At 35.2% G+C, this 26,155-nt stretch carries 23 protein-coding genes and 1 tRNA gene; 15 read left to right on the top strand and 9 right to left on the bottom strand.

Going from position 1 to position 26,155, the window contains the following annotated elements; translation table 11 throughout:
• The first annotated feature begins 65 nt into the window (after positions 1–65).
• From ccoS to JQC67_RS14475, 9 genes are all read left to right on the top strand, one after another.
• Positions 66–257: a cbb3-type cytochrome oxidase assembly protein CcoS gene (gene ccoS / locus JQC67_RS14515; RefSeq protein ID WP_203254494.1), complete on the top strand. Its 192-nt coding sequence runs from the start codon at positions 66–68 to the stop codon at positions 255–257.
• A 15-nt stretch (positions 258–272) separates the two neighbouring features.
• Positions 273–2,468 (top strand): cytochrome-c oxidase, cbb3-type subunit I, encoded by a 2,196-nt coding sequence (gene ccoN, locus JQC67_RS14510; protein ID WP_203253640.1) that lies wholly within the window; start codon positions 273–275, stop codon positions 2,466–2,468.
• A gap of 7 nt (positions 2,469–2,475) precedes the next feature.
• Entirely contained in the window at positions 2,476–2,643 is a 168-nt protein-coding gene (locus JQC67_RS14505) for a CcoQ/FixQ family Cbb3-type cytochrome c oxidase assembly chaperone (protein WP_203253639.1), read from the top strand.
• A 39-nt stretch (positions 2,644–2,682) separates the two neighbouring features.
• Positions 2,683–3,567: a cbb3-type cytochrome c oxidase N-terminal domain-containing protein gene (locus tag JQC67_RS14500; protein WP_203253638.1), complete on the top strand. Its 885-nt coding sequence runs from the start codon at positions 2,683–2,685 to the stop codon at positions 3,565–3,567.
• A gap of 89 nt (positions 3,568–3,656) precedes the next feature.
• On the top strand, positions 3,657–5,075 hold the full coding sequence (gene ccoG, locus JQC67_RS14495; protein WP_203253637.1) for a cytochrome c oxidase accessory protein CcoG: 1,419 nt from the start codon (positions 3,657–3,659) through the stop codon (positions 5,073–5,075).
• A gap of 5 nt (positions 5,076–5,080) precedes the next feature.
• Positions 5,081–5,527 (top strand): FixH family protein, encoded by a 447-nt coding sequence (locus tag JQC67_RS14490; protein WP_203253636.1) that lies wholly within the window; start codon positions 5,081–5,083, stop codon positions 5,525–5,527.
• Between the two features lies 1 nt (position 5,528).
• Complete coding sequence (locus tag JQC67_RS14485) at positions 5,529–6,254, top strand: sulfite exporter TauE/SafE family protein (RefSeq protein ID WP_203253635.1); 726 nt, start codon at positions 5,529–5,531, stop codon at positions 6,252–6,254.
• A complete protein-coding gene (locus JQC67_RS14480) occupies positions 6,251–6,748 on the top strand; it encodes a GTP-binding protein (protein ID WP_203253634.1) in 498 nt (165 codons plus the stop codon). The genes JQC67_RS14485 and JQC67_RS14480 overlap by 4 nt, the downstream gene beginning before the upstream one ends.
• Before the next feature lie 88 nt (positions 6,749–6,836).
• Complete coding sequence (locus JQC67_RS14475) at positions 6,837–8,426, top strand: FMN-binding glutamate synthase family protein (RefSeq protein ID WP_203253633.1); 1,590 nt, start codon at positions 6,837–6,839, stop codon at positions 8,424–8,426.
• A 26-nt stretch (positions 8,427–8,452) separates the two neighbouring features.
• On the opposite strand, the gene JQC67_RS14470 is transcribed toward JQC67_RS14475, so the two are convergent.
• Positions 8,453–9,274, bottom strand: coding sequence for a universal stress protein (locus tag JQC67_RS14470; RefSeq protein WP_203253632.1), 822 nt, complete (start codon positions 9,272–9,274; stop codon positions 8,453–8,455).
• Positions 9,275–9,384: 110 nt separating this feature from the next.
• Positions 9,385–11,133 carry a PQQ-dependent sugar dehydrogenase gene (locus JQC67_RS14465; protein WP_203253631.1) on the bottom strand — a complete coding sequence of 583 codons (1,749 nt, stop codon included), beginning with the start codon at positions 11,131–11,133 and terminating at the stop codon, positions 9,385–9,387.
• A 413-nt stretch (positions 11,134–11,546) separates the two neighbouring features.
• On the opposite strand from JQC67_RS14465, the gene JQC67_RS14460 reads away from it, so the two are divergent.
• From JQC67_RS14460 to JQC67_RS14445, 4 genes are all read left to right on the top strand, one after another.
• On the top strand, positions 11,547–12,410 hold the full coding sequence (locus JQC67_RS14460) for a UDP-2,3-diacylglucosamine diphosphatase (RefSeq protein ID WP_203253630.1): 864 nt from the start codon (positions 11,547–11,549) through the stop codon (positions 12,408–12,410).
• Positions 12,411–12,422: 12 nt separating this feature from the next.
• Positions 12,423–13,427: a glycosyltransferase family protein gene (locus JQC67_RS14455; protein WP_203253629.1), complete on the top strand. Its 1,005-nt coding sequence runs from the start codon at positions 12,423–12,425 to the stop codon at positions 13,425–13,427.
• A 4-nt stretch (positions 13,428–13,431) separates the two neighbouring features.
• Positions 13,432–14,799 (top strand): GH1 family beta-glucosidase, encoded by a 1,368-nt coding sequence (locus JQC67_RS14450; RefSeq protein WP_203253628.1) that lies wholly within the window; start codon positions 13,432–13,434, stop codon positions 14,797–14,799.
• A gap of 93 nt (positions 14,800–14,892) precedes the next feature.
• Positions 14,893–14,963: transfer RNA gene (locus JQC67_RS14445), tRNA-Cys, on the top strand.
• A gap of 45 nt (positions 14,964–15,008) precedes the next feature.
• Here JQC67_RS14445 and JQC67_RS14440 read toward each other — a convergent pair.
• Positions 15,009–16,481, bottom strand: coding sequence for a sulfatase (locus tag JQC67_RS14440; protein ID WP_203253627.1), 1,473 nt, complete (start codon positions 16,479–16,481; stop codon positions 15,009–15,011).
• A gap of 294 nt (positions 16,482–16,775) precedes the next feature.
• On the opposite strand from JQC67_RS14440, the gene JQC67_RS14435 reads away from it, so the two are divergent.
• Positions 16,776–19,106, top strand: a complete 2,331-nt coding sequence (locus tag JQC67_RS14435) for a c-type cytochrome (RefSeq protein ID WP_203253626.1) — start codon at positions 16,776–16,778, stop codon at positions 19,104–19,106.
• Positions 19,107–19,145: 39 nt separating this feature from the next.
• Entirely contained in the window at positions 19,146–20,537 is a 1,392-nt protein-coding gene (locus JQC67_RS14430; RefSeq protein WP_203253625.1) for a mandelate racemase/muconate lactonizing enzyme family protein, read from the top strand.
• Between the two features lie 31 nt (positions 20,538–20,568).
• On the opposite strand, the gene JQC67_RS14425 is transcribed toward JQC67_RS14430, so the two are convergent.
• The 6 genes from JQC67_RS14425 to JQC67_RS14400 all read right to left on the bottom strand — a co-directional run bounded on the left by JQC67_RS14425 (position 20,569) and on the right by JQC67_RS14400 (position 26,089).
• Positions 20,569–21,528 carry a fumarylacetoacetate hydrolase family protein gene (locus JQC67_RS14425; protein WP_203253624.1) on the bottom strand — a complete coding sequence of 320 codons (960 nt, stop codon included), beginning with the start codon at positions 21,526–21,528 and terminating at the stop codon, positions 20,569–20,571.
• Positions 21,529–21,538: 10 nt separating this feature from the next.
• Positions 21,539–22,678: an FAD-dependent monooxygenase gene (locus JQC67_RS14420; RefSeq protein WP_203253623.1), complete on the bottom strand. Its 1,140-nt coding sequence runs from the start codon at positions 22,676–22,678 to the stop codon at positions 21,539–21,541.
• 34 nt (positions 22,679–22,712) lie between these two features.
• Complete coding sequence (locus tag JQC67_RS14415) at positions 22,713–23,828, bottom strand: alpha/beta hydrolase family protein (RefSeq protein ID WP_203253622.1); 1,116 nt, start codon at positions 23,826–23,828, stop codon at positions 22,713–22,715.
• Between the two features lie 48 nt (positions 23,829–23,876).
• The gene (locus JQC67_RS14410) at positions 23,877–24,869 is read right to left on the bottom strand and encodes a VOC family protein (protein ID WP_203253621.1); all 993 of its coding nucleotides are present in this window, start codon (positions 24,867–24,869) and stop codon (positions 23,877–23,879) included.
• Positions 24,870–25,153: 284 nt separating this feature from the next.
• Positions 25,154–25,786 (bottom strand): O-methyltransferase, encoded by a 633-nt coding sequence (locus tag JQC67_RS14405; RefSeq protein ID WP_203253620.1) that lies wholly within the window; start codon positions 25,784–25,786, stop codon positions 25,154–25,156.
• Positions 25,787–25,792: 6 nt separating this feature from the next.
• Positions 25,793–26,089: a DUF3861 domain-containing protein gene (locus JQC67_RS14400; protein ID WP_203253619.1), complete on the bottom strand. Its 297-nt coding sequence runs from the start codon at positions 26,087–26,089 to the stop codon at positions 25,793–25,795.
• Positions 26,090–26,155: the final 66 nt, after the last annotated feature.

Raw genomic sequence — 26,155 nt, 5'->3', positions numbered from 1 at the left:
ACATGACATATGTCATATTTGTTAAACAGGGCACCATGTATTTTTACACTTTAATTCAGGTAGGTATGAGTGCTATTTATATTCTTTTAGCCATAAGTATTGTGGTTGCTCTGGTTTTTTTTGCCGCCTTTATTTATGCGGTTCGTAAAGGGCAATACGACGATTCTTATACACCTTCAGTTCGAATGCTTTTTGAAGATGAAGTCGTAAAAATACCTTCCCAAAAAATTAAGACCAAAATTAAAAAATCCAACTAAACACTAAGATTGATTATGGAAGTACAGCAGTTTTATTATGATAACAAAATCGTAAAAAATTTCCTCTATGCCACTATTTTTTGGGGTATTGTAGGTATGTCAGTAGGGCTTTTACTTGCTTTTATGTTTCTATTCCCCAATGTTACTGATGGAATCTCATGGTTGAGCTTTGGAAGACTTAGACCGTTACATACAAATGCGGTTATTTTTGCATTTGTTGGTAATGCAATTTTCGCAGGAGTCTATTATTCTACGCAACGATTATTAAAGGCTAGAATGTTCAACGATATTTTAAGTCAAATTAACTTCTGGGGCTGGCAACTTATTATTGTTGCAGCTGCTATTACACTACCACTAGGGTATACTTCATCAAAAGAATATGCAGAACTCGAATGGCCCATTGATATTGCTATAGCTGTTATTTGGGTTGTCTTTGGTTGGAACCTTATAGGCACAATTATTAAGCGAAGACAACGACATATGTATGTGGCAATTTGGTTTTATCTCGCAACATTTGTGACAATTGCTGTATTACATATTTTCAATAGTCTTGCGCTACCGGTTTCAGCATTAAAAAGCTATTCGGTTTATGCTGGGGTACAAGATGCATTGGTGCAATGGTGGTACGGACATAATGCCGTGGCATTTTTTTTAACAACACCTTTTCTAGGATTGATGTATTATTTTGTTCCTAAAGCAGCTAACAGACCTGTTTATTCTTATCGCCTTTCAATTGTACATTTCTGGTCTTTAATTTTTATTTATATCTGGGCCGGACCACACCACTTATTATATTCGTCACTTCCTGATTGGGCTCAAAATTTAGGTGTTGCATTTTCTGTTATGTTAATCGCACCTTCTTGGGGAGGTATGATAAATGGATTATTAACATTGCGCGGTGCATGGGATAAAGTACGTACAGATCCTACATTAAAGTTTATGGTTGTTGCAATTACGGGTTATGGTATGGCAACTTTTGAGGGGCCATTACTTTCACTTAAAAATGTTAATGCTATTGCGCATTTTAGTGATTGGATTATTGCTCATGTTCATGTGGGAGCTCTTGCTTGGAATGGATTTTTAACCTTTGGAATGATTTATTGGTTAATACCAAGAATGACAAAAACTAAATTATACTCTATTGGTTTAGCAAATACACATTTTTGGATAGGAACTTTGGGCATTATATTATATACATTACCAATGTATGTAGCTGGATTTACTCAAGCTTTAATGTGGAAAGATTTTAACCCAGACGGCACTTTGGTTTATGGTAACTTTTTAGAAACTGTTAACGAAATTATACCCATGTATTGGATGCGTGCCATTGGTGGTAGCATGTATATTTTAGGAGCATTTGTAATGTTATATAATGTGGTTCAAACAATACGTTCTGGCCAAGCAGTAGAAGACGAATTGGCAGAAGCGCCAGCTTTATCTAAAGTCTCAAAAAGTAGAACATCTGGTGAAACTTTTCATACATGGTTAGAACGCAAGCCAGTGCAGTTAACAATTTTGGCTACAGTTGCTATTTTAATTGGAGGTATTGTACAAATAGTTCCAACTATAATGGTAAAATCTAATATTCCGACAATTACAAGTGTTAAACCATATACACCATTGGAGTTAGAAGGAAGAGACCTTTACATAAGAGAAGGGTGTGTTGGTTGTCACTCTCAAATGGTTCGCCCTTTTAGAAGTGAAGTGGAACGTTATGGTGAATATGCCAAAGCGGGTGAATTCGTATATGATCATCCATTTCTTTGGGGTAGTAAAAGAACAGGACCAGATTTATTGAGAGTAGGAGGAAAATATTCTGATAACTGGCACTTTAACCACATGTATGATCCGCAAAGCACTTCGTCTGGATCAATAATGCCTGCATATCAATGGTTGATAAGAAACGAGCATGATCGTAGCAATATTCAAACTAAAATGAGAACAATGCAAACTTTAGGAGTACCCTATTCTGATGAAGATGTGGCCAATGCTAATAACTCTATGGTTGAACAAGCAACAAAGATTGAAAAAAATCTATATACCGATCCTGATTTTGCAAAAAGCTACGAAGCAGATAAGATGTATGCTCAGGAGAATAATGAAGAGTTTATTCAGATGAGAGATCGTGAGATAGTGGCCTTAATAGCATATTTACAGCGATTAGGTACGGATATTAAAATTAAAGATGGATCTGAAACAGCGGCTAAATAATTAAGTTATGTTAAAATTTGTAAAAGGACATTTAGAAAGTATAGATGGTGTAGCTACCTACCCAATGATTTCGTTATTAATTTTTTTCATCTTTTTTGCTATTCTTTTTTGGTGGGTAATTACTGCATCAAAAGCACATATCAAAGAGGTTAGTGAATTGCCTTTAGAAGATTAATAAATTATAAAACTATTAACCGACCGTAAATAAGTACACATGAAAAATAGTTCAGTTTGGTGGATTCGTGTCCCCGTTATTTTCTTTATTATCATAGGAATAACAGAATATTTTATTGATTCTGGAGATAAACCAGCATTTATTGAATACCCAATATTACTCTGGTTTTTTCTTTTAGTATTGCTCATATTGGTTGCAATTGAAATTATCATTCAGGCCATAGAGTCCGTAATGTTTAGAACTTTAGATGAAGCTGCCCAGAAAAGATACCTTGAAGCGAAATCAACGAATTGGGAATGGACCTGGGGAAAGAAAACTTATAATAAACTTCTTGGCTCAAAACCAATTGAAAAAGAGGGTGATATTATTCTCGATCATAATTACGATGGTATTCGAGAATTAGATAATACACTTCCACCATGGTGGGTATATATGTTTTATGCGACCATTATTTTTGCCGTAGTTTATTTAGTTCGCTTTCATATAGTAAACGATTATACACAAACTGAAGAATTTGAACGAGAAGTTGCCGAAGCTCGAGCTGAAGTTGAAGCCTATAAGCTTACTGCAAAAGATTTAGTTGATGCAAATACGGTTGAATTGTTAACTGATGCCAGTGATATTTCGGCAGGTGAAACAATTTATACTGCGAATTGTGTAGCCTGTCATATGCCCGATGGTGGTGGTGGTATTGGCCCAAATCTTACAGATGAAAATTGGATTTTAGGCGGTGGTATTAAAAACGTTTTTAATACCGTTTCTGAAGGTGGTCGTGACGGAAAAGGTATGGTTGCATGGAAACAAATTTTGAAGCCTATAGAAAGGGCTCAAGTATCTAGTTATATTCTTACCAAAATCTATGGTACAACGCCTGCCAACCCAAAGGCACCAGAGGGTGATATTTGGGAGGAAACTGCAGAATAATAAAACCTAACTGTGCTTCATATTTTAATGAGGTGAATTAAATGGTTGTAATTTGATAAGAGTTATTTGAATAGTGTAATTAAATATTAATGGCACAAGATCAAGAAAATTTTAGAGATTCAATTGGAACCATCAGTGAAGACGGTAAACGTGCATGGGTATTTCCAAAAAAACCAAGTGGTAAATTTTATCAATACCGTAAACTAGTTAGCTATATTTTACTAACGTTTTTGGTAGTAGCACCATTTATTAAAATTAATGGTAATCAATTTTTGATGTTCAATGTATTAGAACGTCGATTTAATATTTTTGGTTTTCCTTTTTGGCCACAAGATTTTCATCTGTTTGTTATTTCAATGATTATTGGCGTAGTATTTATTGCGCTTTTTACAGTTGCTTTTGGTCGTATTTTTTGTGGATGGATGTGTCCGCAAACTATATTTCTCGAAATGGTTTTTCGTAGAATAGAATTCTGGATTGATGGAGATCGTGGAGCTCAAATGAAATTAAATCGTCAACCATGGAATGCTGAAAAGATAAGAAAAAGGGTTTTGAAATGGGCAATCTTTTTCATTATCTCATTTTTAATTGCTAATGTTTTTTTAGCTTATTTGATTGGTAGTGATCGGTTATTGGAATACATTATTGATGGACCATTACAACATGTTAGCACATTAATTTCACTATTGATTTTCACCTTAGTTTTCTATTTTATATTCGCTTGGTTTCGTGAACAGGTTTGTATTATTGCTTGTCCGTATGGTAGAATGCAAGGGGTTTTACTTGACGATAAATCTATTATTGTTGCTTATGACCATAAACGTGGAGAAGGTGAGAATGGTAGAAAGAAATTTAGAAAAAATGAAGATAGAGATGCATTAGGTCATGGCGATTGTATTGATTGTTTTCAATGTGTAAATGTTTGTCCAACTAATATAGATATCAGAAATGGTACGCAATTAGAATGTGTAAACTGTACTGCATGTATTGATGAGTGCGATACCATAATGGAAAAAGTTAATCTTCCTAAAGGATTAATACGTTATGCTAGCGAAGATGAAATTGTTAAAAAAGAAAAATTCAAATTTACACCACGTTTAAAAGGCTACACTGCTGTGTTGGTTATATTAACAGGAATCTTAATAGGGATGTTGTTTTTGCGTAATGATCTTGAAGCAAATATTTTACGATTGCCTGGGCAATTGTATGAGCATAAAGAAGGCAATATTATTAGTAATGTATATACTTTTAAATTGGTAAACAAAACAACTAAAGATGTTGATGATGTAAGTTTTAAGTTGCTTTCGCACAAAGGTAGAATTGAACTTGTAAGGCATGAAAATTTTATAGTGCCAGCTCAAGAAATGTCAGAAGGCACACTTTTTATTGAAATAAATAGCGCCGCCTTAGATGGTGATAAAACGAATTTAAAAATTGGCGTTTTTAGCGGTGATGAAAAAATTGAAACCACAACGGCTAGGTTTTTGGGGCCTAGAAGCTATAGATAAATAAGATGAAAATAAATTGGGGTACTAGTATTGTAATAGCATTTGTAGCATTTATTTCATTTATTCTGTTCTTTGTTTTTAGAATGAGTACTGAAGTAAAAGCTGAACATGATTTAGTGACTGAAGATTACTATAAAGATGAATTGGGATATCAAAAAGATATTGATGCGGAACAAAATGCAAAAAATTTGAGTGATTCAATGAAAATTGTCGTTTCAAAAGAGGGGCTGAAAATTAGCTTCCCTCAAAATCAAACTGCAACTAAGATATCAGGAAATGTGTTTCTATACAGACCATCCAATAAACAATTAGATTTTGACTTACCTATAAGTCTATCTGATTCAAATTTGCTCATACCTGACGAACGTTTGTTGGATGGTCGATGGAACATTAAAGTGTTTTGGGAGTATGAGGGTAAGTCGTTTTTACATAAAAAAAATATAACGTACTAAAATGTTATTATCGGCAATTTTAATGGGTTTAGTCGGTAGTCTACATTGTGTAGGTATGTGTGGCCCCATTGCTTTTATGTTGCCCGTAAATAGAGAGAACGAGTTTAAAAAATTTCTACAAATATTCTTATATCATTTTGGCCGACTACTTGCTTACGGTATAATCGGATTGTTATTTGGCTTATTAGGTAAAGGACTATATGTTTTTGGAATGCAACAAAAGTTGTCAATTGCGATTGGTGTTTTAATGATTGCAATTGTTTTTATTCCTACCAAAACTCTAAATAAATTTAGTTTATCAAGACCATTTTATATGGCAATTTCAAAAGTTAAGAATCGTCTCGGGCACGAACTAAAAAAGAAATCTCCAGACACTTTTTTAACCATTGGTTTCCTAAATGGATTTCTTCCGTGTGGACTGGTCTATATGGCACTATTTGGATCTGTAGCAATGGGTAATGCAGTTGAAGGTAGTTTATATATGATGTTATTTGGTTTAGGTACTATTCCGTTAATGACAACTGCGATTTATTTTAGTAGTTTTTTAAAAGGAGCATCAAGATTAAAGGTGCAAAAACTTATTCCGGTTTTCGTAGTGCTTATTGGAGCATTATTTATTATTCGCGGTCTAGGTTTAGGTATTCCGTATGTATCACCCAAACCTGTTGTTGAAATTGTTTCTGAAAGTATGGCATGTCCTAGTGAAATAACCTTATCAGAAGAATGAAACCACTTTCCAATGATATTGTACTTAGACCAAGATTTCAAATTGAAGTTCCAGAAACAAAAGAATCTGTTTTAAATTCTTTTGAAAAAGATGAAAGTTCGTCGTTTATCATTAAAAGATTAGATGAACATGTCTTTATTAAATTCACACCAAAACAGAATAATTTTTGGTCTCCGCAATTGCATTTAGAAATTGATACCTTGAATGATAAAAACTGTAAAATTTATGGTGTTTTCGGTCCAAATCCAGCACTGTGGACATTCTTTATGTTTCTTCATTTTGGCATTGCTATTTTATTTATTATCATGAGCGTTTGGGCTTACTCAAATGCAGCACTACAAAAATCATATACACTTCAATTGTTTTTTATGGGATTAATGGTTGTTATTTGGTTCGCACTTTATTTATTTGGTAGAGCTGGTAAACATAAAGGAAAACCACAAATGCATGAATTATATAATTTTGTACTTCGTAAGTTATCAAATACGATATAAGCATGATTGGTGATACACTTTATCATCAACAGAATAATAACTCAAATCTTTTTAATTTTCATTAATTTCGATATCAAATTCATTTTGTATGAAAGTTCGTGAGAAGTTTATAATAATTGCTACAATAACAGTACTAACAATTATTGTTTTATCATTCTTCTGGCAACCTATTTTATGGTTGTTTATTATAGTCTTACCATTAGTAATAATGGGTCTTTTTGATATTTTTCAAAAGAGTCATACTATTCGTAGAAACTTCCCTGTACTAGGACGATTTCGATATTTGTTAGAATCGATTCGACCTGAAATTATGCAGTATTTCGTAGAAACAGATACTGAAGGTAGACCTTTGAATCGCATCCTTCGTTCATTGATTTATAGAAGAGCAAAAGGGGCTAATGATACTGAACCTTTTGGCACACAAAAAGATTTGTACCATTCTGGTTACGAGTGGATGGAACACTCTATGTATGCAAAACAAAATCCGAAGGAGATAGGTGATTTTCCACGTTTGATAATTGGGGGTAAAGATTGTAAACAACCGTATTCTTCAAGCCTCTTAAATATCTCAGCAATGAGTTTTGGTTCATTGAGTAATAATGCAATTATGTCACTTAATAAAGGTGCTAAAATGGGGAATTTTGCGCATAATACCGGCGAAGGTGGTATTAGTGATCACCATTTAAAATACGGTGGCGATTTAATCTGGCAGATTGGTACCGGTTATTTTGGTTGTAGAAATGAAGACGGTACTTTTAATGAAGCATCATTTCAGCAAAATGCACTACGACCGGAAGTGAAAATGATAGAAATAAAACTTTCACAAGGCGCCAAACCAGGTCATGGTGGTATATTGCCAGCCATTAAGAATACTGAAGAAATAGCTAAAATAAGACATATTAAGCCTGGTATTGCAGTGCATTCACCACCGTCACATTCTGCCTTTGCAGATCCTATTCAGTTCATGTATTTTATTAAAAAATTACGAGATCTTTCTGAAGGTAAGCCCATAGGTTTTAAACTTTGTTTAGGACGAAAACAAGAGTTTATGGATTTCTGTGAAGCCATGATTTTTACAGGTATTACCCCTGATTTTATAACAGTTGATGGGGGAGAAGGAGGCACTGGTGCGGCGCCAATTGAATTTTCAAATACGATGGGTATGCCACTTAGAGAGGGACTTATTTTTGTGATTGATACCCTGGTCGGCTTTGGCTTGAGAAATGATATTAAAGTTATTGTAGCGGGTAAAATAATTACTGGTTTTCATATGGCGAGAGCAATTGCGTTAGGCGCTGACGGTTGTAATAGTGCTAGAGCAATGATGCTAGCAATAGGTTGTATTCAGGCTTTACAATGCAATACCAATACGTGCCCAGTTGGGGTTGCTACTCAAAATAAATCACTCGTGAGAGGCTTGGTAGTAGATGATAAAGCCCCAAGAGCCAAAAATTTTCATGAAGCTACTATTCATAGTTTTTTAGAGTTAGTTGCAGCAGCTGGTCTTAATGGGCCAAGCGAACTTCGTCGTGAACATATTAGCAAACGTATTGGTATGTATGTGGTTAAAACGTATGATGAAATTTATCCCTATATGGAAGAAGGTTCATTATTGCATATTGAAAGAATTCCTGAAAGTTATCAGAAATTCTTTCATCTAACGCGTATCATGAAGTAGTTATATTAATAAACTGATTACTTCGACTATATTTTAAAAGTAACTACTGGTATTGGTGAGTGATTAGCTACATCTTCACCAATACTACCCATAAAGAAATGCGATAAACCAGTTCTTCCGTGAGTCGGAATTGCAATGATATCCGCAGCAATTGAACTACTATAGTTTAAAATTCCTTTTTCAACTGTGTAGTCATTATAAATCTTCACTTCATGTGATGAGTTTGCTGTCGCTAAAAAAGTGTTGATGCGCTTGTATATTTCTTCAGTGCTATTAAAATTATCACCAGGTGTATTCACATAAACCAATTTCATTTCAGCTGATAATAAGCTTGCAAATTTTTGTGCTTTCTTAAAAGCTGGAAGTTTTTCAACGTTAAAATTACTAGCAAATACCAAGCGATCTACTTTAAAATTGTCGAAAGTGTTTTTTATAACTAGAACGGGTATGTCGGCATTTCTAACAACACGTTCTGTATTTGAGCCAACAAAAACTTCTTCTATACCTTCAGAGCCGTTTGAACCCATAACTATTAAATCAGCGTCTGTTTCTTTAGCTACCTCATTAATTTCACTAAATACCTTATAATGCTTAATAATTGGGGTAATCGAAATACCCTTTAAATACTCCTTACTCAAGAATTCTGAAAATCGCTTTTCTGCAAGTTTTATTAAAAAAACAGTTTGCTCAGGATGCGCATTTTGAGAAGATGAAATCATATTATGATTCAGCTCTAACATGTGTAAAGCCAAAATTTCAGCATTATGATTTTTAGCTAAATCTGCAGCAACTTTAAGTGCATTTTCTGATTGTATAGAAAAATCAAGAGGTACGATTATTTTTTTCATAATTATGCTATAAAAGGTTAAACGAATTTAAATACTTAAAATAAAAATTACTATGATTTTTATCATAGTATATAACTTATTCGTTCAATTTTTATTGCAAAAATCAGCTGCTAATTGCTTTCATTACAGCCGATTACCTTGTAGACTTTTCCATCGCTTTTTGTGAAAATGTATAACTCACCTTGGCTATCTTGTCCCATACGCACCTCGACGCGTGTGTTTTTAGTGATTTCTTTTAATGTGGTAGTTTTTCCATTTAACTCAACGCCCATTCTAAGAACCTTTGATTGCTGCCCATCAACTATATCTGAAGCTTCAGAATAGAAAAATGTACCCTGCGGAATATCGCCGAAAATATATTTGCCTTTTAAAAGTGGTATGTTATCACCATTATAAAAATATCCTCCACATACGGCGTTTCCTTCGTCATGATCATATTGTATCACAGGATTTGTATATTTCGAGTCATCTTCTGGTAAGGGGTAAACCAATTCGGTATTGGCATCTACATCATAAAGAAAAGAACCTTCTCTATTTGGCCATCCATAGTCAGCACCTTTTTTTATCAAATTAACTTCTTCTACACTGTGTTGCCCAATATTTGAAACCAACATTTGACTTGGGTTCTTCTCATTCCACGCAAAACGATGTGGATTTCTAAAACCTCTAGCCCATATTTCATCTAATTTTTCTGAATCACCTACAAAAGGGTTGTCTTCTGGAATACCATAATTACCATTTCTACCATTGGTACCTAATGGGTCAATTCTTAGTATGCTACTCCAAATATGAGAAAAGCTATCTGTTAGTTCTGGATGGCCTGCCAAGGCTGCGGTGCCATCGCCAATGCCTAAATATAATAATCCGTAATCAGGCTCACCTTTTTTCGCGAAAGGATTAAATACTATTTCTTGCAAACCATGGGCTCTATTGTACATATCCATACGTACAACTTCACGTTTAGTTCCGTTATATTTTTTTGCACTAGGGTTTTCTGTTTTCCATTCTGTAATTACCCATTGTAGTTTAGCTTCAATGCCTTCAGGTATTGCAAAATCAGCGGTGGCTGTTTCCCCTGGCACAGTATGGGTGGTATATAATAATCCGTTTTTCTCAAATTCTGGATGAAATGCAAAACTACCCAGCCCGTTACCCCAACCCGGACTGTGAAAGAAATCAGGTTCTTTTGAAAGGTCTAAATAAACTTGTACGGTATCATCTACTATTTCATAAAGCTCACCTCGCAGATCTGAAATAAATAAGCGCTCGCCTGTATCAGTTTTTAATGGTAAAAAAGTATTAATTCTAGCTAAAGGAGCTTTATCTGCACTAGCAGGAATTGTTAACCATTCTTCCAGTACTAAATTTAAATTTGACGAAGCAAGCTTTTCAGGGATAGGATTAATTAATCCACCAGGGCGCGCGTTTTTATTCTTTTTTTCTGCCTCTGAAAATCGATGTATAAAGCCCAATAAGTTTTCTAATTCATCACCTTGTATTTCAGGGAACGGAGGCATATATAATTTAAATGTTTCAAACTTCGCCACTGCACGCTCATCTCCACTTTCAATAACTTTTTGCGGATTATGAATAAAAGCTTTCAACCAATCTTTGTCTACTTCTGACGTAATACCGCTTAAGTTTGGCCCAATTTCATTCATCTCAAAATTGTGACAGCTAGCACATTTTTCATTGAAAATTTCCATTCCCTGTTGCCATTCCATTTCACCATATGCATATTTGTCTTTTTGGTCTTTTGCGGTCTCTTTGTTTTCTTTCGGACTGTCTTTACAACCCGTTAAAAAGATAAAAACTATTACAAGTAATGTGTTGATGAAGGGAAATTTTCTTGAATTCATTTAGTTTTTTTAAGCTACCAAGTGGTACATCTAATTTTTATAATGTATTTGAAGGGCTATAAATTTCAGCAAATTAATTGAATAAGACTAGTAGTAGTTGAACTTATTTAAGGTTGACCTCGTTTTTAATTTAATACAAAGAATGAGATTATGCGGAAATTTCTATTTAAGACGAACAGCATATTTTATCAAATAGGTTTACGAAACTATTTTATAACCTAAGGTTAAATTTTCCTTTACAACTGTATCCGTTTTTAATTACAAACTTTGATAAAACTGATTTCTAGAAAAATGAAAAAAGTCATAGTATCTATTTCAGAATTTATTGAAAACGCTTTCATATCACAATTAGCAAGTTATTTCTCTCCATTTAAATATAGAAAAATTAGAAAGTTCAAACATTCTGAATTTGTATGAAGAAAAGAGCGGTTGATATTGTTGTTATTTCAGATGTGCATTTAGGCACCTATGGTTGCCATGCAAAAGAACTACTAAAATATATGAAATCGATTAAGCCAAAACAAGTAATATTAAATGGCGACATAATTGATATTTGGCAGTTTAGTAAAAGATATTGGCCAAAATCACATATGAAAGTTATTAAGCTTTTAATGGAATGGATTTCAAAAGGAGTTCGTGTACATTATATTACAGGTAATCACGATGAAATGCTGAGAAAATTTGCTGATTTTAAAATGGGCTCGTTTAGTATTTCTAATAAGTTATTGCTAAATATTCATGGTCAAAAAGCATGGTTTTTTCATGGTGATGTTTTTGATGTAACCATGCAACATTCTAAATGGATTGCTAAGCTCGGAGCCATTGGTTATGATTCACTTATACTTTTAAATAGAGCAATTAATTACGGGTATAAAAAGCTAGGTAAAGGCCCAGTTTCAATGTCCAAAAAAATTAAAAATGGTGTAAAATCGGCAATAAAGTTTATTAATGATTTTGAGCAAGTTGCAGCGGACATTGCAATAGATAATGCGTTTGACTTTGTTATTTGTGGCCATATTCATCAACCGGAAATCAAACAAATAAAGACAACAAGAGGTAGTGTTACATATTTAAATTCTGGTGATTGGGTTGAGAATTTAACTGCCCTAGAATACCATAATAAGAAATGGACACTTTATCAATATGAAGATGATATTGCTACAAAAGCTTTTGATATTGAAATAAATGATCCTGTTGAAGTTTTAGAACAGAATCAACTATTTCAAAGTTTGATGGATGAATTCAATAAAATGTCAGTTTCAAAAGCACCCAAATAATAAACCATATTTATGAAAGTTCTTTATGCAATTCAAGGTACAGGTAATGGGCATTTAAGTAGAGCTCGTGATATAATTCCTATTTTACAATCCAAGCAAATAGAACTAGATCTTTTGGTGAGTGGCACACAAGCAGATGTAGGGTTACCACATCCAATAAAGTACAACTTAAAAGGCTGGAGTTTTATCTTCGGAAAAAAAGGAGGTGTTGATATGTGGCGTACCTATTTGAAAACAAATTCCGTGCGCTTGCAAAAAGAAATTAAAGAAGTACCAGTAGAAAATTATGATTTAGTTATTAATGATTTTGAGCCAGTTTCTGCATGGGCATGTAAGCTGAAAAACATTAAATGTATTAGCTTAAGTCATCAAGCAGCTGTTCTAGCACGTAACGCACCCAAACCAAAAAAAAGTGATCTAATTGGTAGAACCATTCTAAAAAATTATGCTCCTACTAGTGTGCAATATGGTTTACATTTTAAAAAATATGACGACAAAATGTATACTCCAATAATCCGCCAAGAGATTCGAAATATTACATTAAATACTGGTAACCATTACACTGTTTATTTGCCATCATACAGTGATGCTAAAATTCTAAATATGCTTTTAAATATTGAAAATGTAAACTGGCAGGTCTTTTCAAAACATACAGCTTCTAAATATATATGGCATAATATCTCAGTTCACCCAATTGACAATGAAGCCTTTATTCATAGCATGGCAAACAGTACGGGAGTATTATGTGGTGCCGGATTTGAAAGCCCTGCAGAGGCTCTACACATGCGAAAAAAACTCATGGTTATTCCTATGAAAGGTCAATATGAACAACAGTGTAATGCTGCGGCTTTAAAAGAAATGGGTGTGCCCGTGATTAAAAGTTTAAAGTTAAAACACTTAGATAAATTACAAAGTTGGGTTGATAGTGATACCAGAATTGAGGTTGATTACCCTGATGAAACCGAACAAATAATTAATCGGGTTTTAGAAGAATCTTTGGTGGGCATTATCATTTAGAACCATGTCAGAAAATTTCAATCTAAACAAGCAAGATTTCGGTGAAAATTTTGTTTGGGGAGTTTCAACTGCTGCATATCAAATTGAAGGTGCTCATAATATAGATGGAAAAGGCGAATCTATTTGGGATCGATTCGCTTCTAAAAAAGGGGCGATTTATAACGGTCAACATGGTCAAATAGCCTGCGATTTTTATAAAGATTTTGAAAAGGATATTCTTCTGATGAAAGAGATGAATATTTCAAACTTTAGATTTTCAATTTCTTGGACACGGATATTACCAGACGGTATTGGTCAATCTAACAAAAAAGGAATTGCATTTTATAACAAGGTAATTGATTTTTGTATTTCTTGTGGAATTACCCCGTGGGTAACCTTGTATCACTGGGATTTACCGCAAAATTTAGAAGATAAAGGGGGATGGACGAATAGAGAAATATTAGAATGGTTTAAAGAATTTGTAACACTTTGCGCCTCTAGTTTTGGCGATCGAGTAAAACATTGGATGGTGCTTAATGAGCCTATGGTTTTTACTGGGGCGGGTTATTTTTTAGGAGTTCATGCGCCGGGTAGAAAAGGTCTTAAAAATTTCTTACCAGCAATTCATCACGCTACAATGTGTCAAGCGATAGGTGGTAATATTCTACGCGAGTCAGTGGCTAATGCCGTAATTGGAACAACATTTTCTTGTTCTCAAATAACTCCGTTTTCACAAAAAAGAAAGGATATAATTGCAGCCAAAAAAGCAGATGCTTTGCTAAATAGACTTTTTATAGAACCTGTGTTAGGTTTAGGGTACCCAATTGAAAATATTAAAGTATTAAAGCGAATAGAGAAGTATATTCACACAGATGATTTAAAAAACATAGAATTCGATTTTGATTTTATTGGGATACAAAATTATACGCGTGAAGTAGTCAAACATAGTTATACTGTACCCTATTTACAGGCGAAAATTGTAAAGGCAACAAAAAGAAAAGTTGCAACTACATTAATGGAATGGGAAGTATATCCACCAAGTATCAATGCCATGATTAAAAAGTATAATAATTATAAGGGCATTAAAAAATTAGTAATAACAGAGAATGGTGCTGCATTTAAAGATATTGTTTCGAACGAAAAAGTAAATGATCCAAAACGACTTTCATATTTGCAGAATTATCTTAAAGAAGTGCAACGGGCCAAAAAGGATGGACTCGAAGTTTCAGGTTATTTTGTCTGGACCTTCACTGATAATTTTGAATGGGCTGAAGGCTTTTACCCTAGATTTGGTTTGGTCTATGTTGATTTTGAAACACAAAAAAGAACTATTAAATCTTCAGGTAAGTGGTTTCAAAATTTTTTAGGGGTGAATAATAACAACTCAGATTAAATCTATTTTTACTTAATTGAAATGATACCTTTTAAATATCAAAATTTTCATCGTTGCTCTCTCACAATTAATATATTTGTATTCAATACTAATGGCATTGTGGCTGAATGGCTAGGCAAGACTCCGCAAGAGTCTTTATAATGGTTCGAATCCATTCGATGCCTCTTTTTATTTATATAGGAATTTAGGGTTCAAAGACCGATTAAAATTTACTTTATATTATAATCGATTCCTAAATCATTTTCTCTAACAGCCGCTAATTTCGCTTTTAAATTTTGCTGCATTTCTTTTAATACGATTTCATATTTCGGATTATGTGCTAAATTATTATACTGTTTGGGGTCTAAATCCATGTCAAATAACTCCATACCTGCATCGGCATCCTCATCATATTGAATGTAGGCCCATTTGTCTGTTCGTACTAAAAATGACTTACCACCTTGGCTTACACTGAAGGCCATATCTCGCACAGCATTTATAGGATTATCTAAAGTAGTTTTTAGACTTTTACCTTGTAGCTGTTTGTTGGTTTTTAATCCAGCAAGTTCGGTCAGCGTAGGGTAGAGGTCTAACAATTCTGTAAATGAATGGCACACTGCAGGAGATTTACCAGGCACTTTAATTATCATGGGTACTCGAACTGATTCTTCATGCAAACTAACTTTCATCCAAAAACGGTGTTCGCCTAAATGAAAACCATGATCTGAAGTGAAAACTACAATGGTATTTTCATCAAGACCTTCATCCTTTAGAGTTTTTAAAATTTTACCCACTTGAGCATCCATATAAGAAACGGATGCATAATATGCAGCCACGGCCTTTTTTTCTTGTTCTTCTGACATTTCACCGTTTACACTAGTTACATAATTGATACCGCGTGCGGGAATATCATCCCAGTCATTTTCAACTTTTGGTGGCAAAACCATTTGGTGGTGTGGGTATGGTTCAAAATACTTTTTCGGAGCCACAAAAGGTACATGTGGCCGCACCAAACCAACAGCTAAAAAGAAAGGTTCATTTTTGTGCTCACGAATTAGCTCTGATGCTTTTTGCGCTGTCTTACCATCAGAATGTGCTAAATCATCACCATCTGCTTTTACAACGGTCATTACATTTCCGCCTTTACGTGGCAAATTTCCGTAGGGGTTATTTTGAACCAATTCCGCTTCGCCAGCTGCTTGCCATTCGGCCCCTTGGCTATTGAATCGTTCTGTCCATGACGCTTCATCATCAGTACCGTTTGAACCTTTTTCAATATCAATGGGTACACCCATGTGATATATCTTACTTACTCGTGCAGTATAGTATCCATTGTCTTTGAAAAATTCTGGCATTGATTTTCGAGTGGGACCAACATTTTCTCTTCCACTTACATAACCATAGGTTTGCGTAGCATTCGGATAATAACCAAACAAGAGTGAAGCCCGTGACGGACCGCAAACCGGATATTGTGAATAGGTTCTGGTATATCGTGTGCCCTGAGCAGCCAGTGCATCAATGTTGGGCGTATGAATAGCTTGATTTTCGTAGGATGAAATTGCCGTAGCGGTTAAATCATCAGCAATTATAAAGAGCACATTTGGTTTTTTACTACTATTTTTTTTGGTTGATTTAGATTGACCAATACTAAACTGTGCCGTCATTGTACAGAGAAAGAAGAAAAAAAGAATTTTACGAATCATACTTTTTAATAATTTCGATTAAGATACCAATCCTGATAATAATTTCATGTCTGCCACGACTAGTTTTGCTATAATTTTCTGTTTTTTGAGATTATTCAATATGTATTTTTTCAAATAGCCTACAAAACGAACATTAAATTAAATCTTTGGATTTTAATTTAATAGTTTTTATACGGTTTCGGTATCTTTAGAATTCGAACCTCAATTTGAAGAACCATATGGTTTGCTAATTCATGATAATGAAATATTCAATCCTATTATTTGGAGACAATTCTTAAGTATATATTGCTATTAATGAATTTAAGAATCAGATTCTTTGTCGTAAGTATTTTGGCTTTCTCTATTATTTCGGCATGTACAAATACCGAAAAGCCAAATATTAAAAGGCCTTTAGATGTCTGGGCGTTTCGTTCAGTATTGGATAAAAAACCTAGAATGCTGACCGTTGCATTAGACTCACAAATGCATGTTGCTTATGACCTTGCACAGTGTACACTTTATAAAGTGTGGAAAGGTGGTGTTCGAATGGAAGGTGCACCATACACTTCAAAAAAGAATATACAACCTACTTCATGGGGCACGGCTTATATTTCTGCTGACCATCAACAAAACTGGATAGTACAACGCGATGGACAAAAAGAAACTTCAAAAGTAATAAGCAAAGGATATGCTTTTTATGACAATCAGTTATATCTAGAAAACGCACTCATTCTGACAACTGGCGATACTATTTTAATAAAAGAGCGTCCTGAATTTATAAAAGATTCAGTAGGTAGGCCAGGGCTTGAGCGTTGGTTTAAAACATTTTCGGTGCCAAATGGAGTTTCTGTTTCTCTCGAAAATAATGAAACTTCCTTTAAACTGGTTTCGAATGATGTAAGCATCAAAACTGAATTTTTTGATGCACTTCCGGAACAGTTTCCGCCTGATCAAAAATCATCCTATGATCACATTGGTAAGTTTTGGATGGAAAAAAGTGACTGTTTTACATGCCATCAGGTTGATAAAAAAGATATAGGACCATCTTTGTCCCAAATTGCTCAACGATATCCTACTAACAAGAAGTCACTTTTACAATTAAGCCAAAAAGTACGAGAAGGCGGTTCGGGTGTTTGGGGACAAAATGTGATGAATCCGCATCCGCAATTAGAAGAAAACGAATTGAAAACTATGCTAACCTATATATTGGGTTTAAAGGGGGAGAACGAGTCAAAAGAAGAAGAACCTTTTGTGCGTGATTTTTCTGTTCCCTCAGATAATAATAAGGTTACACCTGGCAATGGGGCGCCGCTTGAAGGGGTGCACCCTAGTTTTGACTTGACCACTTTACATGAGGGTGATTTTAATCCAAAAGTTGGTGGATTAGCATTTCTACCCGATGGTAGATTAATTTTTACAACTTGGGATACTGAAGGTGGAGTTTATATTCTTGACGGTTTTCAAAACGGGGATACTTCTAAGATTATAACGAAAAGAATTGCTGCTGGTCTGCATGAACCCTTAGGTATTGAAGTTGTTGATGGAAATATATTTGTGCTACAAAAACAGGAGTTAACTCAGTTGATAGATCATGATGGTGATGATATAATTGATGAATATAAAGCCATTTGTAATACGTGGCAGGTTACTGATGATTTTCACGAATTTGCATTCGGCTTAGTTTACGATAATGGGTATTTCTATGTTACCTTATCAATGGCGATGCGTTTATTAGCCACTGAAAAGCAGAAAATCGATAGGGGTAAAACCTTAAAGATTGGACTTGACGGAAGTTATGAATCACTTAATTATGGTCTTCGAACGCCAAATGGAATAGGTAAAGGTATTGATGGAGAACTTTTTGTAACAGATAATCAGGGTCAATGGCTACCAGCAAATAAACTAATTCATGTAAAAAAGGATGAATACCACGGTATGGCATGGGGTATCTTAGATTCTTTACAAGAATTTCCAAAGATGGTTTCGCCTACACTTTGGTTACCGCAAAATGAAATAAGTAATTCTCCTTCAGAGCCTATTCTTATTAACGAAGGTCCATATAAAGGGCAAATGCTGCATGGTGATGTGAGCCATGGTGGTATAAAACGTGATTTTCTTGAAAAAGTTAATGGCAGGTATCAAGGTGCGGTCTTTCGTTTTTCTCAAGGTTTGGCGGCTGGTGTTAATCGTTTATGTTGGGGTCCTGATGGAGCGCTTTATATTGGGGAAATAGGAATGGTTGGCGGCTGGACTTGGAAGGAAACAAAATACGGATTGCAACGTATTAAATTTAATGGGAAACCTACTTTTGAAATGTTAGCTATACGTTCAAAACCAAAAGTATTCGAAATAGAATTTACGCAACCTATAGCAAATATTGATGATATTGAACTGAGTGACTTTTTTATTACACAATGGTGGTATAAAGCGACAGCAGATTATGGTGGCCCAAAAATGGATTTAGAGCGGTTGCTGATAAATGAAATGAAACTTTCAGAAGACCGAACTAAATTGTCTGTAGAGTTATCGGGTTTAAAAAAAGAACATATTGTATATTTCAGAATTCCAAGTCAATTACGTAATGCTAACGGTCAGCAACTTTGGTCTACAGAAGCTTGGTATACATTGAACAATATTGCTAATTAAAACTAATAATGATTGAAGCACACAAACAATAAGGAAGTTATGAAACGTAGAGATTTTGTCAATAAGACCGTTGCCGCCACCGCGATAAGTACCTTAGGAATGCCATTACATATCGATTTATCCGCAAAAGAGAAAACAATGCAAAGAAAGATTAAGATTAATAAAGTAAACTCAAATTTTGAGCGTGAGGCGCTGCATCCATATCGTTTTGGAGGTGGTGCTGTAACCCAACTGTGGCAATCTGCAGCTTGGCTTCAAAGTGATTCTGGTGTTTCTAAAATCGGATTGGGTACACAAAGTCCGCTATGGTCAGATGGTAGCGTTGCACGTGCGCATTCAGAAAATGGCGCCAATGCGCTAATGTTTGCTATGAGTGAAAGAGCATTGCAAATAATAAAAGGAAGTTCTTTTACCAACCCTGTGGAATTGCTAGATGAAATTTTAACTGAAGTTCATGCCTACGGCAAAAAAATAACGGGTGAGGCTGATTTGCGAAAAACATTTGCATTGAACTCATTAGTTTGTGTTGATAATGCCGCATGGTTGCTGTATGCTAGCGAGAATAATATCAAAACTTTTGATGAAATGATTCCCGAGGAATATCGACCCGGGTTATCTCATCGGCATGAAAAAGTTGCCAGTATACCTTCATTCTCTGTGGGAACCGACGTTAAAAAAATAAAATTAGCAGCTGATGAAGGCTATTTTATTATGAAATTGAAGACGGGATCTAAAGGTACTCAAACCGATATGTTGGCACAGGATATCGAATTTTTATCTAACGTACATAAAGCAATTGGACATTATGAAACGCCGCATACCAAAGATGGCAAGATTCCATATTATATAGATCCTAATGGAAGGTATGAATCAAAAGAAACGCTTTTACGCTTCTTAGACCATGCTAAAAAAATTGGTGCTTTTGATCAGATTGCTGTCATTGAAGAGCCATTGACCGAGAACAATGAGTCGTATGTTGGTGATGTAGGTGTAACTATTGCTGCTGATGAAAGTGCACATACTGTTCAAGATGCTATTAACCGTATGGATCAAGGTTACGGCACTATTGTAGTGAAAGCAATAGCCAAGACATTGAGTATGACAATGAAAATTGTTCAGGCTTGTCATGAGCGAAAAGTACCGTGCTTTAGTGCTGATCTTACTGTGAATCCTATTTTAGTTGATTGGAACAAATCTGTTGCAGCTCGTTTAGCACCGCTTCCGATGATGGATATTGGTTTATTAGAAACTAACGGGCATCAATATTATAAAAACTGGGCGAAGCAAGAAGCGTATCACCCGAGAGCAGGAGCAGAATGGACTAAAACAGAAAATGGCGTGTTTAAAGTTGGCAAATCATTTTATGAAGAAAGCGCGGGTATATTACTTCCTTCACCACATTACGAAGAATTGTTTAAAGTAAAGACCTGAGAAGGATCAAGAGTAGTTTAAATAAAATTCTTTAAACCACCGTATTCCTCAATTTACCAATCCCCTCAATCTCTAGTTCAACCTCATCACCAGGTTCTAAAGGTCTATGAACCGAAAAGTTATTTTCAATAAGGCTTCCCCAACCAACGGTACCACTACCTAAAATGTCACCGGGCATAAGATTGACATTATTTTCTGAAGCACGCTCTATCATTTGTGGAAAAGTCCAATGCACGGTTTTATAATTACCCTCACACATAGTTTCTCCATTAATGCGCGCAGTCATTTTTAAGTCAAATCGCCCATTTGTGGTTAAAGGCATTGCTAAATGTTCTGGATGGGTATCCCTGGAAATGGTGCAACGATATTTTTCGAACTCGTCTTTGGTTACAATATAAGGGCCAATTGCATTGGCAAAATCCTTTCCTTTATGCGGCCCTAAGGGCACGGTCATCTCTTGTCTTTGTATTGCCCTAGCGGTCCAATCATTAAATACGGTATAACCAAAAATATAGTCATCGGCATTTTCGGCTTTAATATCCGCGCCTTTTTTGCCCATAACGACGGCCATTTCAAGTTCAATGTCAAATTTAGTTTCTTTCTCAGGCCTTTTTATCTCATCTTCTGGGCCATAAATGGCTTGGTGATTGGTGAAATAGAAAATAGGAATGTTATACCATTCTGGACTAACGGTATGTCCGAAAGAATTGGATGCATTCAACATATGCTGTTCAAAGGCAACATAGTCTCTAAAGCTTCTCGGGTTGGGTAGTGGCGCTAATAATCTTATTTCCTCTAAATTAAAGTGTGGGCCAATTTCCTCTAGATTATGATCCTTTATTATTTTGAAATAGCTTTCATGGTCATCTATAAAACTAAGCATATCATTAGGAAGGCGGTCATCTGCCTTTTGCATGCCAACAACGCCATCCGCTTTTAACCATCCGGTATGTATAGACCCTTCTTTATTTTGGAATGTTACTAATTTCATTTGTGTTTTATTAAAATGGAGCCATTAAAGTACCTACTGCTTGCCCTATTACTTTTCCTAAATTAGCTCCTTCTGGTAACGGTTTTCCTTCAAACTCCATTAACTCCCATTCGGCCAACGTTTCAGAAGCATTTACAATGGCCATACAACGATCATAACGTCTTTTCATAAAGGCTTTAAAAGCTTCATCAACGGTAGATGCTTTTTCTAATTCTTCTGCTAAAACAACCCCATCTTCAAGAGCCAAAGCGGCACCAGATCCTAACTGTGGTACAGTAGCATGGGCCCCATCTCCTATTACAATTGCTCTGTTTTTAAACCAAGGATCTGGTAAGTGGCTTGCTTCAATTGGGCGATAATTTACCAGATTCGGGTCTGTAAGCTGTTCTCTTGCATCTTGAGCAATTTTTGCAGGAAATTCAGCTAAGTAATCTTTTAACATAGGTACATAGGCCGATTTTTCAATCCAAGGATTGTCAGCACCTTCTGCCGAAACCAAGAACATGTACATCGTTTTTTCACACATAGGGACAAACCCAATTTTACTGCGCTTTCCATAATACATGTACGATGTGTCCAAGTCCGCGTGTTTAGTAAAAGGATACCTCCATACCGATACACCCATATACCGTGGTTTAAATTCGCCAAAAATCAAAGCACGCATATCAGAATTTATACCATCTGATGCAATTAAAATGTCATACGTACTTTTTGTATTATTGGTAAAAGTTACCGTTACCTCATTTTCATTATTTTCAATTTCAGTAACGGTTGTACCCATTTTATAGATTACACCCACTTTAATGGCTTCAGAATACATGATTTCATGAAGTGTTCTTCGTGAAATACCATTGTGGCTAGGGTATTTTTCAACAGGAGGTGCGCCAGCAAGTCCTATAAAATGCCCACCTGCAGTGTACATTTTTAATTGTCCGTATGGATAGCCTTCTTCCATAGTCTTGTCTGCAAGACCAATTCTATCTAAAGCTCTAAGGGCATTAGATTGTTGGATAATGCCCACACCGTAAACGTTGTAAGCATCTAAACGTTCTGCAATTTCAACTTCTACTCCGTTTTTTGCCAAGGCAATAGCCACTGACTGGCCGCCAATACCACCCCCAACGACAAGTACTTTTTTTACTGCTGACATATTGTGAATTTTATTAATTAAACAAAAATGAACGTTAGGCGTGAATTTTCTCTGCAATCCAATCGAACATGTCTAATGCAGGCATAAAATTATCTACTTGACAATGCTGTGAACCACTTTCGCCTTCAGGTACGATTTTCATTTTATGGTCGCATGTTAAATGTTTTTCTAATGTTATTGCGTGTTCAACAAAATTCTGTTTATCACCACCACCATGCATTATAAATGTTGGCATAGAGATTTTTTCCGCAACACCGTTCTCTAAGGTAAAGCCTTCTAATTTTTTAAGAACAGCTTCATAGCTATCAACACCCATAATATGCTGTACAATTTCAGCTAAAGGATGTTTGCCACTTCTACCTGCCCAAACGGAATAGTAAGACCAAACAGCCCCAAATACCATACATACTTTAAAACGAGGCTCAAAGGCTGCACAACGTGCTGCCATGTAACCTCCCATAGATACCCCTGCAATACCAACACTAGTAGTATCAACTTCATCTTTCAAGTTTTCTAAAACCCAATCCAAAACTGCGGTACCAGCAACATTATAATCATGTCTAGAGTGAATATGGTTTAAACGTAAAGCAGCTCCTTGGCCTGGGCCGTCCATAGCTAACAAGGCAACACCCCTTTCCATTAAGTGGTCACCAATTCCAAAATAAAGTTCTTCGGCCAAACTATCCAATCCGCCAAACATGACCATTACTGGTGGATTTTTCACGCCTTTTGGCTTAAAAAGATATCCTGGTAAAAAAGAACCTTCAAAAGGAACTTCTACCTGAATTGGTTTTTCTTCAAAATATTTGGTCGCCTTTATAAAAGCTTCTCTTGCTTTAAGGTAGGTCGGTATTTTTCGGTCATCTTGTAGATTCATAAAAAATTCCGCCGTGCGTAAATAATTAAATGCTCTTAAATAGGTTCGCCTAGCAGATACAAAAGCATTGTTCTTTTCATAATCTTCTGCCCAACCATAAACCTCATTTCCTTTATTTAGCCAAGCTATATTAAAGGTTTCTCTATTATCTGGGTCAATATTGCCCGCTGCTTCTAATATTTCTGCAAACTCGCCACCACCATAATGTGCTTGGGTCAATGCTCTATTAACTTGATAAGAAGGCATGTATTTGCCTGGAAAAAAATGCCACATAATACGTGTGTGTTTTAAAAATTGTTATTGCTACTTAAATCAAGTAGTCTAAATATCTACAGGTTTCACTGTACCATCATCAGACAGTCCAAGTTTTTTACCTTTCGCCATTTCTGCAAACGGATTTACAGAACCCCATGCATCATTTGGATTGTCTTTTAAATAATGAACGTCTAAGTGATCTGGTGCAAACACTAATCTAGCACAAGCATAGAATTCAAATAAAATTCCACTTCCTGGATCAACAATGTAGATAAAGAAACCTTCATCTGCCTTGTGCCTTGTTGGTGCGCCCATAACACTCTTATACCCCTTTTCTATAAAATAGTCTAAAGCTAAAAGTACCTCTTCACGACTATCTACATTCCAACAAATATGATTTAAAACTGCTTGATTTGGTTCTATATTCGGGTCTGTAAAGATGGCTATGTCGTGTGATAAGTTTGCAAGGGTATGTAAACCTCCAATTGGTGGAATTTCATCCGAAATACGGATTTCATCTGGATTTTTAAACCCTAAAGCTTTCCAAAATGCTTTTTCAGCAGGGTAAGCGCCTTTTGATACCATATATGTTACGTGGTCAAATCTTCTTGGATTTGCCCCTTGTAGTCGGTTGCTGGAATAACGGTCTGCATACACACTACCACGTTCACCTTCTTCACGAAGCCATTCTACATCCCAAAAAACTTCGTGCATATGTCCTTCAGGAGATTGAAATTTAAAAGCTTTACCATGGCCTTGGTCACCATCATACCAACCTCTACCTGCACCTATACTTTCTAAATATGCTACAGCTTCTTCTAAAGCTTCTGGGCTATCTGCTCTCCATCCAATATGTCCAAGTCCAGACTTGTCGCTTTGCGTCAATTTTAAGGTATGATGAAAATAATCTCCCCATGCTCTTAAATAAACCGAACCATCTTCTCTTCCTGTAATATCCATTCCAACAATATCACTAAAAAAATGTACCGATTTTTCAAGGTCTTTGGTTAAGACCTCAACATGGGCCATTTGCGAAAAATAATGTGGGTTTTTTGCCATTTTATAAATTTTTTTATTCTTTCTTTAGTATTACAAATTTACTTTATACTCACTCAAATTCTGAATCATTAAGAGGGAGGTACTATTCTAAATCAATTATTTTTATATTTATTGCAAGGTTTATTAGGTTTAAATCATTCATTTTAAGCTATAATCTGCTTAAGATTAAAAGGTGACTGATTTAGTGTTTAAGACCAATTTTGAGTATTAGGTCTCGCTTACGCTGAACTGTATTACCCATTACATTATATATGCTTATCATTAAGTAAACCTCTTCATAAAACCTATTTTATATGTTCGTATTGACTCAATTCCATTCCGCTTCCAATCGGCAGTAATACGAAAGAGAAATCTCCTGTATTACGTATTCGGTTTTGATAGCGTTTTGTTTCTTCAATTGATTGCGGCGGGAATATCATATTATCTGCAACTACCCAAGCCTTATTTTTTAATTTAGGATAAAACAACTCAAAGCAAGGCAGGTATAATTCTTTCCAAACATCTACTAAAACAAAATCAAAAGACTCTTTTGCTTCTTTCATAAGCGCTAAAGCATCACCCACTCTAAAATCAACATATTCAGAAAGACCCGCTTCATTCAATTTATGTTTAGCGTATGTTACTTTGCTTTCATCAGCCTCTAACGTAATTACAAGGCCGTCATTTTCTCTTGCTGCCTCTGCCAACCATAGGGTAGAATAGCCGTAAGATGTTCCTATTTCTAATATTGTTTTTGATTTAGCTGATTTTAATAAGGTATTCATAAAAACGGCAGCATCTTCACCTACCGATAACAAAAACTCATCTCGCCGTTTCATACCTTCAACAACAGGCAAAGACTTCATAATCTCATCCTCTGACTGCATGCGCTCATCATAAGCCGCTAAAACTTGAAGAAATTTCGAATCCTTTCTCATGTATACTTATTCCGCTGATTTTAATTTTTTCATCATAGCACCAAAGGCTGGTCTAAAATCTTCAAATAGTGGATTGTCTTTGTTCTTCAACATAACCTCACTAAAAAGTTTAAGACCAATTGCAAATTCTACCGAATCTTGTTCCGTTTTAAAACGGTTTCGTTTTTTCATACGTTCGATAATATTGAATATATTATCATGGTTGCCAAATTCTAATTCAATAGGTTCATAGACTTTGTCATCTGGTCTTAGTAATTCTAAAAGCTCTAGTTTTAATTTATATTTGTTTGCCTTCTTTTCCATAATCTATGTGTTTAAGAACTCATTGATTTTCTGCATTTACGAACAGTTTCTCTCTTAACTAAAATG

Origin of the sequence: Aurantibacter crassamenti (assembly GCF_016811105.1) — a bacterium.
Classification (GTDB): Bacteria; Bacteroidota; Bacteroidia; order Flavobacteriales; family Flavobacteriaceae; genus Aurantibacter_A; species Aurantibacter_A crassamenti.
Note: the sequence above shows the minus strand (reverse complement) of the source record. Positions and strands in the feature narration are given on the sequence as shown.